We start from the raw sequence: 12,225 nt of genomic DNA, 5'->3' as shown, positions 1-12,225 counted from the left end.
GCCGGAACACGACCCTGAGTGAGACGGGAGGCCCGGTCAGTGCCCCGGCGGTAGGCTGAGCCCATGAGCGACATGTCAGCCAGCAACACCGCGGACCAGCTCCCGGAGTCGGCATTCGAACTACGCGAGGCGCTGCGCAGCGGCACCGCGTCGGCACGCGAACTGGTCGAGCGCTCGCTCGCCCGCATCGAAGCACGCGCCGATCTCGGTGCGTTCATCCACGTGTCGGCCAACCTCGCACTCGCCGAGGCCGACCGCGCCGACGTGCTGCTCGCGGCCGACCGTAGCTCGGGGTCAGCCAACAGCCCCCACCCCGAGACCGGCACACTCAACTTCGCGCCGCTGCGCGGGCTACCCATCGCGCACAAGGACCTGGTCGACATCGAGGGCGCCCCCACCACGCGCGGCTCCGCGGCCCTGCCGCACCTCGTCGCCAAGCGGGACTCCCCCGAGGCGGCATCCCTCCGCAAGACCGGGGCAATCTCGGTCGGCAAGACCCAGGTCCCCGAGTTCGGCCTCAACGCCTACTCCGAGAACCTCATCGCGCCACCAGTGCGCAACCCCCTCGACACCACCCGCACCGCCGGCGGATCCTCGGGCGGCATCGCTGCCGCGGTGGCCGCGGGTCTCGTGCCGTTCGCGCCCGGGTCTGACGGCGGCGGCTCGATCCGGATCCCCGCCCTTGCGTGCGGCCTCGTGGGCCTCAAGCCCGGGCTAGGCGCGATTCCCACCGACGTCCTTGCGGGGGTCATCGACGAGTTTGGTGCGCCGCGCCTGGGCGTGACTGGGCCGATCGCGCGCGATGCACGTGACGCCGCGCTGTTGTTTGACGCGATGCGGGGCAAGCATTCCGAGCCCTCGGTGTCGGCGGTGCGCGCGGCCGACGGACTGCTCGGGCTGCGCATTGGCGTGAGCTTCGCATCGCCCTTTGAAGCCACGCACCCCACCCCCATCTCGCCAGAGGAGCGCGCCGCGGTCGAGACCGCAGCGGCCGTCCTGGCGGCCCGCGGGCATGCCGTGGAGCTCGCCGACATCGCCTTCGACCCGCGCTACCCCGAGATATTTGGGCAGGTATGGACGGCGGGGCTGTCGCTCCTGCGACTCGAGGCGGACGCCGAGGAAAAGCTCACGACGTTGACGCGCACATTTCGGGAGCGCGCGCTCGAGCGCACCATGGCCGAGCACCAGGCCGCGGCGTACGAACTCACCCAGATCGCGCAGGGAATGCGCGAGGCGTGGGGCCAGTACGACGTGATCCTCACGCCGGGTCTCGCGTTCGCACCGCCGCACATTGGCGCGTTCACCACACTCGACGCCGACGCCGACTACCGGATGCAGTGCGAGTGGACACCCTTCACGTCGATGGTCAACGTGGCCGGACTGCCCGCGATCGCGGCACCCATCCAAACGCTGCCTTCGGGGCTGTCCGTCGGCGTGCAGATGATCGGCGAGATGGGTCGCGAACCGCGACTGCTGCAGCTCGCCGCCCAGCTGATGGGCTAGTGCGCCAGCGAGTCACCCATGAGTTCGCGGGCCTGCTCCATGAGCGCGACCGTCTCGAGCGTGCGGTCCAGCGGCCGCAGCGGTGACTCCGTGAGCCCGGCGTCGATGCACCGCGCCACCTCGAGCGCCTCCCAGAACAGTTGGGAGTGGGCGAGCGCGGGCTCGTTGTACCGCAACACCTCGCCGTCGTGAAACCGCACGGTGACCGGTCCTGGCTGGTAGAACGGCGCCTCAAGCGCGAGCGTCGCCTCCGAACCCGCGATATACGCGGTCGTGGGGGTGTCGCCAAACATTGATGCGCTCACGGTCGCAATCTGCCCCGCGTCGTTGCCGAGCAGGGCGTGGAACTGGGCGATCGCGGCCTCGGTACCCGCGGTGTCTGATCCGGATCGCGGTCCCCGCGTACCCCTGGCCGCTTGTACGGTGAGGCCGGGCAGCATCTCATTGGCGAACATCATCGTGTACGAGCCGATGTCGTTCATGGCCCCGCCGCCCTGCGCGGGGTCCATCGCGCGGTGGTGATCGATGAGCCGCTCGCCCAGGTTGGCGTGCACCTCGTGAACCTCTCCGAGCATGCCCGACTCGATCACCTGGCGGACCACTGAGTAGCGCGGCAGCGCGAGGGTCCACACCGCCTCCATCGCGAACAGCCCCTTCTCGCGGGCGAGCGCGACGATCGCGCGGGTGTCGGCCAGGCGCGGCGTCATTGGCTTCTCCACGAGCACGGGTTTGCCCGCCTCGAGCGCGAGGGTCGCGTGGGCCAGATGGTCGAGGTGCCCCGTGGCGACATAGACCACGTTGACGCCTGCGGCCACGAGCTCTTCGTAGGAGCCGTAGGCCTCGGCGATGCCGCGGGCGCTCGCGAACTCGGCGGCGCGGTCCAGCGTGCGCGAGCCCACCGCGACCACCCGCTGGTTCGTGTTCTGCTGCAGCGCCTCGACGAAGCGATCGGCGATCCATCCGGTGCCGAGGACGGCCCAGCGCAGGGCGGGACCGTGCATTGGATCGGGAACCTGCGGCGCGGGCAGGCCGGTCGGGCGCAGCGCGGGGGCGGTCATCGAACACCAACCACAGAAGCGGTGCCAGCACCGGCATTGATACCGGCGCCGGGCGCAGCCACTCGCACAAATGCGCCGCCCGAGCGCATCGACGCGACGGCGGCAGCGGCAACCCGTGTCGCCTGCGCGCCGTCCTCGACGGTCGCGAGTGTGGGCGCCCGGCCCTCGTTCAGCGCGGTCACCCACTCCTGCAGTTCGAGCCGATAGGCCTCCGCGAAGCGTGGCCGAAAGTCCTCGGGCAGGTCTGCCGTGGCGGCGAGCGTCGACGAGGTCACGATGCGCTGGGGCTCAGTGATCGCGACGGCGCCGGTCTCGCACAGCACCTCCGAGCGCATGTCGTAGCCGTAACGCGCATTGAGCGAGTTCTCGACGGTCGAAAGTGCGCCGTCGGCGGTGCGCAGCAACAGGAAGAAGGGGTCGCGCAGGCCGCCGCCGGTCGAGCTTGGCGTCTCGGGGGCGTGCCAGCTCACCTCGGTGACGGGCGATCCGAGCAGCCAGGGCACGACGTCGAGGTCGTGAATGGCCGAGTTGAAGATCACGGATTCGTCGGTTGCACCGGGGCCGGTTTCTACACCGCGCCCCACGGAGTGCACCATCACGGGACGGCCATGCACGCCCGAGTCCACGACACGCTTCTGCTCGACATAGCCCGGATCAAAGCGCCGCATGAACCCCTGATGCACAAGCGGAACGCCATCACCGACGACCTCGCGGTGAGCTGCGGTGACGCGCTCGGCGTCCTCCACGGAGTACGACAGCGGCTTCTCGCACAGCGCCGGCTTGCCCGCCGCGATGCAGGCGAGCGTCTGCTCGGCGTGCAAGAAATCTGGTGACGCGATGAGCACGGCGTCGACGTCGGTGCACTCGATGAGCTGGCGCGGGTCGGCGAATGCCACGGCGCCGGGGATGCCAGCCACCGCGGCGGTCGCACGCCCGAGATCCGGGTCGGCCACTGCCGCAACGGTCGCACCGCTCACCTGCTCGTGCAGGAGCTTGACGTGGAACGCACCCATGACGCCCGTACCGATGATGCCGATTCTCATGAGGCTCCTCACGCCGCCGATTTCGATGTCACTGCTGCCCAATGACACAAGTTACTGGTCGTATGCGCCCGGGACGTTCTGGTCCCAGTCGATGATCGATCCGGTGACAACCCCGCTGCGCTCACTCAGCAAGAACACGACCGCGTCGGCAATCTCGTCGGGCTGCCCGAGCTTGCCCATCGGTTGCGCGGCCGAGGCTGCATCGAGCCAGTTATCGGCGGCACCGTGAAAACCCTTCTGCGTTTGCGCCTCGCCGGGCGTCGCAGTCCATCCGATGTTGAGCCCGTTAATGCGGATCCGGTCGAACCGATGCGCAAACGCGGCGTTCTTCGTCAGGCCCGCAAGGCCCGCCTTCGACGCGACGTAGGGCGCGAGGTACGGCTGCCCACCGTGCATCGCCATCGTGATGATATTGACGATCGTGCCCGGCGCACCGCGCCCTTGCATGTCGGCCACGGCCCCCTGCATGGTCATGAACGGCACCACGAGGTTAAGTGTGAGGTGCTCGTTCAGCAGCTCGCGGCTCGTGTCGAGCAGCGTGCCGCGGCTCGTCGCGCCCGCCGCGTTCACGAGGCTGTCGACGCGGCCGAACCGCGCGACGGTCTCTGCGACCGCGCGCTCGGCTTCGCCGTCGACGCTCAGGTCGGCGATGATCGCAACGGCCTCAGGTGCGGATTGGTGCGATCCGGATCCCGCCGCACGAATCGCCTCAAGCGCGATCTCGGCCTTCGCCGAGCTGCGGCCCACGATCGCGACGCCGGTCGCGCCCTCGCGGGCGGCGGCCTCGGCGATCGCGAGGCCGAGGCCCTGCGTGCCGCCCGTGATGAGTACGATCTTGCCCTGCATGAGTGCCTGCATGGTGTGTTCCCCGATTTTCGGTCAGTTATCCATCATTGAGTGATCCACGAGTCAGCGATGTGCTGTTCGGCGGTATAGAGCTCAGCCGTTCAATCATTCAGTCGTTCAGGCGGCCGGGGCGAAGCGGCAGCCCGGTGGCCGTGTAGATGTCGTCGATCAGTGACATCGTGTTGCGCGAGCGTGCCAGGTCTTCGCTGTTGCGAACGCCTGAGCGCAGCTCACGGCGAATACGCTCGAGCTGGTACACGTACGACGACTGGGTGCCGACGCGTTCCTCGCGCTCGAAGACGCTTTCACCCGCGGTCGTGCGGACGATGAGTCGGTCGTCCTCCTGCGGCTTCACGAAGTTGGGCGAGAACAGCAAACCCTTCGTACCCGTGAGCTCGAGGCTGAAGTCGAAGACGTCGTGCTCCATGCTCGTGCGCAGCGTGACTGCAGCGTCGCCGAGCGTGAGCTCGGCCTCGACACTCGCGTCGACCCGCTCGTCTGCCGCGTAGGTCGTAGCCTTCGCACCGTCGAGGGTCACCTTGTGACCCAGCGCGTCGCCGATCGTGAGCAGCGCGTGGAGCGCGTAGCAGCCGAGGTCCATCATGGTGCCGCCGGCAAGGTCGAAGTTCCAGCGCGGGTCGGTGGCGCCGGGATCGGGCATGAGCATGTGCACGGTGACCTCGCGCAGTTCGCCGATCTCGCCCCCCTGCAGCAGTTCGAGGACGCGCGCGATGAGCGGGTGGTCGGCGTAGTGAAACGCCTCCCAGGCCCAGCCCTGCGACGTTTCGAGTCGCTTCGCCGCCCGGTCGAACTCCTCGAGGTTGGCTGCGAATGGCTTCTCAACGAGCACCGCTCGGCCCGCCTCGAGCGCTTGCGCGGTCCACTCGGCGTGGAGCCCGTTGGGCAGGCCGATGTAGATCAGATCGAGAGAGTCGTCGGCGACGAGCTCGGCGTAGTCGTCGCGAGTGCCTTCGAAGCCGTGCTCGGCAGCGTAGGCCCGTGCGCGCTCGGGGTCGCGGGCGGCGACGGCCGCGCGCGCATCGCCCGTGTGCTCACTCGCGTCGATGACGGCGAGCTCGGCGATGCGCGAGGCACCCAGCATACCGATGCGCAGCGGAGCTTCCTGGCCTGGCTGCGCGGCTGCGCTGGCCTGCGCCGCGGTCACTTGGCAACCGCCGCACGAATGAACGCGACGCTCTTGCGCGCGTTCTCGAGGGCACGGGCCGCATCCTCTTCGTTCTCGACGACGGTGTCCTGCTCAAGCACATACCAGCCGTCGTAGCCGGCGCCCACGAGCGCCTCGACGATCTCGCCGACGCAGGCATCGCCCTCGCCCAGCGCCTGGTACATGCCCTGTCGTACGCCCTCGCGGTAATCCATCTCGCCTGCGCGCACGCGCTCGGCCGCCGCGACGCTGACATCCTTGAGGTGCGCGTGCACAATGCGATCTGCGTGCTGCTTGACGAGGTCGACGGGGTCGCCGCCGCCCAGCGTGAAGTGGCCCGTGTCGAGGCACAGCCCAATCGAGGAGCCCTCGATCACGCGGGCTACCGCCTCAGGGGTCTCTACCAGGGTGCCCAGGTGCGGGTGCAGTGTCGCAACGACACCCACTGCCGCAGCTGCGCCCTGAATACGGTCGAGGTTCGCGAGCAAGGTGCCCCATTCGGCATCGCTCAGCACGGGTGCCGCGTCGTAACCCTCGGCACCCGTGGCAGCCGCGAGCACGAGGGTCGAGGCCCCCGCAGCAACGTAGGCCTCAAGCTCGCGCTCGATCGCGGGGAGCGGATCATCGGCCGATCCGGGCTCTGCAGACTTGTGCAGCACCGCGGGGTAGAAGCCGCCGACAGCACTCAGGCCGGCCTCGGCGAGCACGCGCGCGCGATCGGCAGGTGCGTCGGGCAGGAAGCCCTCGGGGCCGAACTCGGTCGCGGTGATGCCGAGCGACACCATTTCACCGAGCACCCGGTCGCGGTCGAGCTGGACGCCCCAGTCGGGGACCTCGATGACGCCCCAGCTGATGGGGGCGGAAGCGATGCGTGCGTTCATTGGGTGTGACTCCTTTGTCGTGGTTGGTGAGGTCGTGAGGCTTAGGCGTTGGCCGCGGTTGCCGACGTGGCCGACGTCGTGCCAGCTACGGGTGCGCTGGCTTCCCAGCTGCGGCCCGCCGCCGAGCGCTCGGCCGCCGAGATCACCTGTGCAGCAGACAGCGCGTCCTGAATGTTTGAGTTGACCGCGGTGCGGCCCGCGACAGCCTCCAGGAACTTCTTCGCCTCGATGACCTTGAGGTCGTCGTAGCCCATTGAGGTGCCGGCGCCGGGCTGGAAGCGACCGAAGTCGCCCATGCCCGGGCTCGCCATGACGCGGGTGTAGCCCTGGTGCGCGGCGCCGAGGCCGCTCGAGATGTGCAGTTCGTTCATGCGTTCAAAGTCCCAGTGGGCCGAGCCGTTGGTGCCGTAGATCTCGATGCCGTAGCTGGCGCGCGGGCCGACGGCGACGCGCGAAGCCTCGAGCGTGCCCACGATGCCGGGAGCGGCCGCGTCATCCGAAAGCCGCACGAGCATGGCAGCGTAGTCCTCGTTCTCGACGGGCTTCATCTCGCCGTCCTCGATCAGGGCGAAGTGGGTGCCGGTACCCATGGGTAGCTCGGGGCGCTCGGTGTAGACGGTGGAGGTGACGGCGCTGACCTCGGCGATGGGGCCCAGGCTGTACTGCACGAGGTCGACGAGGTGTCCCATCAGGTCGCCGAGTACGCCCGAGCCTGCAAGATTGCGAATGAAGCGCCAGGAAAGTGCACCGCGGGGATCGGCCGAGTAATCGGCAAACATGTGGCCGCGCACGTTGGTGATGCGGCCGAGGTCGCCGTCGGCGATGAGCTGCTTGAGGTGCTCGATCGCGGGCGCGTGACGGTAGTTGAAGCCGATGGTGCTGACAACGCCAGCTGCAGCGGCGGCCTCGGAGACGGCGCGGGTCTCATCTTCGCCGCGGCCCACGGGCTTTTCAACCCAGAAGTGCTTGCCGGCGTTGGCCGCGGCGACCGCGATCTCAGCGTGCAGGAAGTTAGGGGCGCAGATCGAGACGACGTCGACCTCGGGGTCGTTCAAGACCTCGTGGTAATCGGCCGAGGCGCGCTCATAGCCGAGCACCTCGACGGCCTCCTGCGCGCGGGCGGGTGCGGTGTCGGCGGCGTGCACGAGGCGAGTTTTGATGCCGAGATCGGGGTATGCGTAGCGCAAGTTCGAGTAAGCCCGGCTGTGCAGCTGGCCCATCCAGCCCACGCTGATGAGGCCGACGCCGATCGTAATGGTGCCGTCTTCGTTCGTCTGCATAGTCGTATCTTTCGTCGAGGTGTCAGGCACCAAGTGCGCCGTTGCGTGGCCCACTCCCGAAAGAAATGGACCGGTCCAAATTGTAAGTACATAAAGACCTGGGTGTCAAGCCACCGAGGGATGTGATCCGGCGCGCCGCTTCGCGCACAGATCGAGGCGCCCGGGTTAGCGCCGCGCGACCCGCGCGTAGATCACGAAGATCAGCAGGCCAGCTCCCAGCAGCGCGATCGCCCCAACCGGGACCGCCGCCGGGCCGAAGCCCGCCAGCAACCCGGCACCGACGAGTGCGCCCACAAAGCTGCCCATGTTTCCCGTACCCGAAGGCAACGACGACGCCAGTCGGGGAAAGCGGGCAAGCTCACGCAGGTAGAGCACCTGACCGGCCGGGCCCTGGCCGCCCAGCAGCACACCAATGAGGAGCACGCCCAGACCGGCTCCGACTCCCCCGATGCCCGGGACGACCAGCAGGGCCGCGCCCGCCGCGCCCGCAAAGATCGCACCGCCAAACGCGAGGCCGGCGGCCCGATCAGCGACGAGCCCCGCCACAAAGTTGCCGATGTTCATGCCGATACCGAAGGCCAGCATCGCAATCGCGGCGCTGAGCCATGCATCGCCGCCTCTTGCCCACAGCGTCACGGGTGCCACGTAGGTCACGATGGCAAAACCGCCTGCCGCAGAGACCACCGCGGCTCCCAGGACGAGCAGCAGGCTGCGCCGTCGGATGCGGGCTGTGCTCTTCGCCACGGCGGCATGGCCACGATCCGGAACATCGATCGCGATCAAGGCCGCGAACGGAGCCGCAAAGAACAGCGTGCAGGCCCCCAGAATGGTCCGCCAGTCCACGACCGACCCGAGGGCCGTGAGGGCAGGGACACCCGCCAGATTGGCCAGCGCGAGTCCACCATGCACGATCGCGGAGCCGCGGCCGTAGCTGTTGGAGCCCATGAGATGGGCGACCGCCATCGCCCCCACCCCGATGAAGCTGGCATGGGTGAGCGCCGAGAGAAACCGCAGCACAATCGCAAACGCGAGGGTCGGCGCGAATGCGGTCAGCAGAGTCCACAGCAGCATGCTCCCCGCGCACACCATCAGCGCGTGGCGCTCAGACATGCGGCGCACCAGCAGCGGGGTCATGAAGATGCCGACGACGACGCCGAGGGCGTAGGCCGAGGCAAGGCCACCGGTCGCCGCGAGCGCGGCATCGCGGTGGCTGCGCATGAGCTCGGGCAACAGATCGGTGGCAATCTGAGGCAAAAGGCCCATCACCAGAAACTCACTGACACCAATGCCGAATCCGCCGCAGGCGAGGGCGGCGATGAGGATCCAGCGCGATGGTTTCACTCGAGACTCCTAGGACTGGCGGCCAGCATCGGTTGCGGGGCTTGTGCTGGTGGCGCGGTACTCGCCCCACCAGCACGCAAAAGGGGCGCCCTGTACAGGACGCCCCTCTTGTTTCAGACGTCGCGGGCTAGCGCTCGTCCTCTTCTGGAATCACAACGTTGACGACCTCGGTCACGGTAACGCGGCCCACTCCAGCGGCCTCGTCCTCCTCGATTTCGTCGCGGATCGTGCGCACCGTATCGGTGCTGGTGCCGACCTGACGCAGCTCATGCACGAGCTGCTCGAGTTCAGCGCCGCCGGCCATGAGGCCGGTGAGCTCTTCAAGTGAGATGTCTGCCTTCTCGTGATAGCCGATGCTCTGGCCACGCTTGAGCAGCAGGAACCGGTCACCCACGGGGTAGGCGTGGTGCGGGTTGTGCGTGATGAACACCACACCGAGACCGCGGTCACGCGCCTGGATGATGTAGCGCAGCACGACGCCCGACTGCTTGACACCGAGGGCGGCGGTCGGCTCGTCGAGGATCAGCACCTTGGCACCGAAGTAGACGGCGCGGGCGATGGCAACACACTGGCGCTCACCACCCGAGAGGGTGCCGATCGGCTGATCGACGTCGCGAAGGTCGATGCCCATGTCGAGCAGTTCCTTCTTGGCCGTCTCACGCATGAAGGCAATGTCGAGGCGCTTAAACGGGCCCCGGCCAATCGTCTTCTCGGAGCCGAGGAAGAAGTTGCGCCACACCGGCATCAGCGGGGCAACGGCGAGGTCCTGGTAGACCGTCGCGATGCCGAGGTTGAGCGCCTCGCGGGGCGAGTCAAGCTTGACCTCGTTGCCCTCGATGAGGAACTCTCCGCCGGTGTGCTGGTGCAACCCGGCAATGATCTTGATGAGGGTGGACTTGCCGGCACCGTTATCACCGAGCACGCACATCACCTCGCCGGGGCTCACCTTGAGGCTGACATCGCGCAGGGCGATGATGTTGCCGTAGCGCTTCTCGGTCTCGCGCAGCTCTACGAGCGGCGCTGCCGTTGCGGTTGTGGCGTTCACTTTTTACCTCCCTGCGCTGCGCGTCGCTGCAGCGTGAAGTTGAGCACGGTCGCTCCGAGGAGCATGGCACCGAGGAAGAACTTGAGCCAGTCAGGGTTCCACTCGGCGTACACGACACCCTTAAGCGCCATGCCGTAGATAAGGGCACCGATGGCGCCGCCGATCGCCGAACCGTAACCACCGGTCATGAGGCAGCCACCGACGACGGCAGCGATGATGTAGAGGAACTCGTTGCCGATGCCCTCACCCGACTGCACCGTCTTGAAGGCAAACAGCTGGTGCATGCCGAGCAGCCAGGCGCAGAAGCCGACGCCCATGTAAAGCGCAATCTTCGTACGCACGACGGGCACACCCACTGCCCGTGCCGCGTCGGGAGCGCCGCCGCTGGCGAAGATCCAGTTACCAGCGCGGGTGCGCTTGAGGATCCAGGTTGCGATGGCCACGAGCAGGATCCAGTAGAAGACCGTGATCTTCACCTTCACCCCGAAAACCGGAATATCCGACGCGAACACGGCTGCGGCTGATTCAAAGCCGGGCCAATTCGCGATCGACGGGGCCGCGACCCCGCCCGTGACCAATCGCGTAACACCCAGGTTGAGGCCCGTCAGCATGAAGAACGTGGCCAGGGTGATGATAAAGCTCGAGAGCTTTGTCTTGGTCAACAGCCAGCCGTTGATGAATCCAACGAGCAACGAGAATACGAGGCCGATAATGGCACCGACCCATACGTTGCCGCCGAACCAATACATAAACAACGAGGCAGACAGCGCTGATGAGATGACACCGACGCCGGCCGACAGGTCGACCTCGCCGCCGATCATCAGGAGCGATACCCCGACCGCCATGATGCCCACGGTGGAGGCACCGTAAAGGATCGTCGCGATCGACTCGGGTTGGGTGAACTGCGGTGCGACGACCGCAAACATGATCGCCAGGACGAGTGCGGCCGCACTAGCTCCCGCTTCAGGCTTCGAGAAGAAGCGCGTGAAGAGGTTGCCAGTGGCCATACGTTCGTCAAACTTTGGCGCTGTAGCTGTAGACATAGATTTCAACTCTCTCGCAGTGTTAGTTGAACTGCGAAGCAACGCTCTCGGCGTTGGCAGCGTTTACAACAGCGGGTCCGGTGAGCACAGCCTGGCCGCCGCCGAGCACGTAGCCGCCCTCGTTGTAGAGACGCACAGCTTCGACCGACTCGTAGCCCTGCATGAACGGCTGCTGGTCAATACCGAAGAGCATCGTGCCATCCTTGATCGCCGCGTACACGTCGGGGTTCAGGTCGGTGGTCGCCAGCGTGGCGGTGCTGCCCGCATCCTTGATCGCGTCAACTGCGGTCATAGCGAAGGGAGCGCCGAGCGTGAGTACCGCGTCGATGTCCTTGTTGGTCTGCAGCTTCGACGTGATGGTCGATGCGACGTTCGTCATGTCGGTGCCCTGCACGTACAGAACCTCAGAGGTGCCCTCGAGCTTGTCGGCGAGACCCTCGCAGCGCGACTCAAGGCCAACGTGGCCCTGCTCCTGGATCACGCAGATGACCTTCTTCTTGCCAGCCTCGTTGAACTGCTCAGCGGCAGCCTGACCGGCGACGAACTCGTTCTGACCGAAGTGGGCGAGGATGCCCATGGACTTGAAGTCATTTTCACCAGCATTAATGCTGAATACGGGGATGCCTGCTTCGACGGCCTTCTTGACCTCACCCGACATGGCGTCGGCCTTGGCCAGCGTGACGACGATGCCGTCGACCTTCTGGTCTACGGCCTGCTGCACGAGCTGCGCCTGGCGCGCACCATCGGGGTCGGAGGTGTAGAGCAGATCGATGTTGTTCAGGCCTGCCGAGTTCTCGGCGCCCGCACGGATCGTGTCCCAGAACGTATCGCCGGGGGCTGCGTGAGTGATCAGCGCAACCTTCAGCTCTTCAGTCTTGGGTGCTGCGTCGTCTCCGCCGCCGCCAGCCGCGCCGCCACCCGCACCTGCGGGGCTACCGCACGCCGCGAGGAGCAGGGCTCCGGTTGCTGCAATGCCGGCAATGCCGACACGACTCCACCGCTTCATTTGTGACTTCATCG

General features: G+C 67.1%; 10 protein-coding genes and 2 pseudogenes. 1 reads left to right on the top strand and 11 read right to left on the bottom strand.

The window, feature by feature from the left end; translation table 11 throughout:
• The first annotated feature begins 63 nt into the window (after window positions 1-63).
• Window positions 64-1,503 carry an amidase gene (locus tag C795_RS0105695; RefSeq protein WP_232225443.1) on the top strand — a complete coding sequence of 480 codons (1,440 nt, stop codon included), beginning with the start codon at window positions 64-66 and terminating at the stop codon, window positions 1,501-1,503.
• On the opposite strand, the gene C795_RS0105690 is transcribed toward C795_RS0105695, so the two are convergent.
• The 11 genes and pseudogenes from C795_RS0105690 to C795_RS0105645 all read right to left on the bottom strand — a co-directional run bounded on the left by C795_RS0105690 (window position 1,500) and on the right by C795_RS0105645 (window position 12,211).
• Entirely contained in the window at window positions 1,500-2,561 is a 1,062-nt protein-coding gene (locus C795_RS0105690) for a Gfo/Idh/MocA family protein (protein WP_017792793.1), read from the bottom strand. The two genes, C795_RS0105695 and C795_RS0105690, sit on opposite strands and share 4 nt — an antisense overlap.
• A gap of 38 nt (window positions 2,562-2,599) precedes the next feature.
• Window positions 2,600-3,229: pseudogene (locus C795_RS17835) on the bottom strand (Gfo/Idh/MocA family protein); the annotation flags it as partial.
• Between the two features lie 51 nt (window positions 3,230-3,280).
• Window positions 3,281-3,604: pseudogene (locus C795_RS17830) on the bottom strand (Gfo/Idh/MocA family protein); the annotation flags it as partial.
• Window positions 3,605-3,655: 51 nt separating this feature from the next.
• On the bottom strand, window positions 3,656-4,462 hold the full coding sequence (locus C795_RS0105680; protein WP_017792791.1) for an SDR family oxidoreductase: 807 nt from the start codon (window positions 4,460-4,462) through the stop codon (window positions 3,656-3,658).
• Window positions 4,463-4,559: 97 nt separating this feature from the next.
• A complete protein-coding gene (locus tag C795_RS0105675; RefSeq protein WP_017792790.1) occupies window positions 4,560-5,615 on the bottom strand; it encodes a Gfo/Idh/MocA family protein in 1,056 nt (351 codons plus the stop codon).
• Complete coding sequence (locus C795_RS0105670; protein ID WP_017792789.1) at window positions 5,612-6,496, bottom strand: sugar phosphate isomerase/epimerase family protein; 885 nt, start codon at window positions 6,494-6,496, stop codon at window positions 5,612-5,614. Before C795_RS0105670 ends, C795_RS0105675 begins: the two co-directional genes overlap by 4 nt.
• Before the next feature lie 41 nt (window positions 6,497-6,537).
• The gene (locus C795_RS0105665; RefSeq protein ID WP_017792788.1) at window positions 6,538-7,776 is read right to left on the bottom strand and encodes a Gfo/Idh/MocA family protein; all 1,239 of its coding nucleotides are present in this window, start codon (window positions 7,774-7,776) and stop codon (window positions 6,538-6,540) included.
• A 165-nt stretch (window positions 7,777-7,941) separates the two neighbouring features.
• Window positions 7,942-9,117 (bottom strand): MFS transporter, encoded by a 1,176-nt coding sequence (locus tag C795_RS0105660; protein ID WP_017792787.1) that lies wholly within the window; start codon window positions 9,115-9,117, stop codon window positions 7,942-7,944.
• Between the two features lie 127 nt (window positions 9,118-9,244).
• Window positions 9,245-10,162: an ATP-binding cassette domain-containing protein gene (locus C795_RS0105655; RefSeq protein ID WP_017792786.1), complete on the bottom strand. Its 918-nt coding sequence runs from the start codon at window positions 10,160-10,162 to the stop codon at window positions 9,245-9,247.
• Window positions 10,159-11,205 carry an ABC transporter permease gene (locus C795_RS0105650; RefSeq protein ID WP_026139483.1) on the bottom strand — a complete coding sequence of 349 codons (1,047 nt, stop codon included), beginning with the start codon at window positions 11,203-11,205 and terminating at the stop codon, window positions 10,159-10,161. Before C795_RS0105650 ends, C795_RS0105655 begins: the two co-directional genes overlap by 4 nt.
• 22 nt (window positions 11,206-11,227) lie before the next feature.
• A complete protein-coding gene (locus tag C795_RS0105645) occupies window positions 11,228-12,211 on the bottom strand; it encodes a substrate-binding domain-containing protein (RefSeq protein ID WP_017792784.1) in 984 nt (327 codons plus the stop codon).
• Window positions 12,212-12,225: the final 14 nt, after the last annotated feature.

Origin of the sequence: Leucobacter salsicius M1-8 (assembly GCF_000350525.1) — a bacterium.
Lineage (GTDB): Bacteria > Actinomycetota > Actinomycetes > Actinomycetales > Microbacteriaceae > Leucobacter > Leucobacter salsicius.
This window is presented reverse-complemented; position numbering and strand designations above follow the sequence as displayed.

Bases quoted from the DNA above. Each gene is read 5' to 3' on its own strand.
- C795_RS0105695 (WP_232225443.1), top strand. From the start codon at position 64: ATGAGCGACATGTCAGCCAGCAACACCGCGGACCAGCTCCCGGAGTCG.
- C795_RS0105690 (WP_017792793.1), bottom strand. From the start codon at position 2,561: ATGACCGCCCCCGCGCTGCGCCCGACCGGCCTGCCCGCGCCGCAGGTT.
- C795_RS0105680 (WP_017792791.1), bottom strand. From the start codon at position 4,462: ATGCAGGCACTCATGCAGGGCAAGATCGTACTCATCACGGGCGGCACG.
- C795_RS0105670 (WP_017792789.1), bottom strand. From the start codon at position 6,496: ATGAACGCACGCATCGCTTCCGCCCCCATCAGCTGGGGCGTCATCGAG.
- C795_RS0105665 (WP_017792788.1), bottom strand. From the start codon at position 7,776: ATGCAGACGAACGAAGACGGCACCATTACGATCGGCGTCGGCCTCATC.
- C795_RS0105650 (WP_026139483.1), bottom strand. From the start codon at position 11,205: ATGTCTACAGCTACAGCGCCAAAGTTTGACGAACGTATGGCCACTGGC.
- C795_RS0105645 (WP_017792784.1), bottom strand. From the start codon at position 12,211: ATGAAGCGGTGGAGTCGTGTCGGCATTGCCGGCATTGCAGCAACCGGA.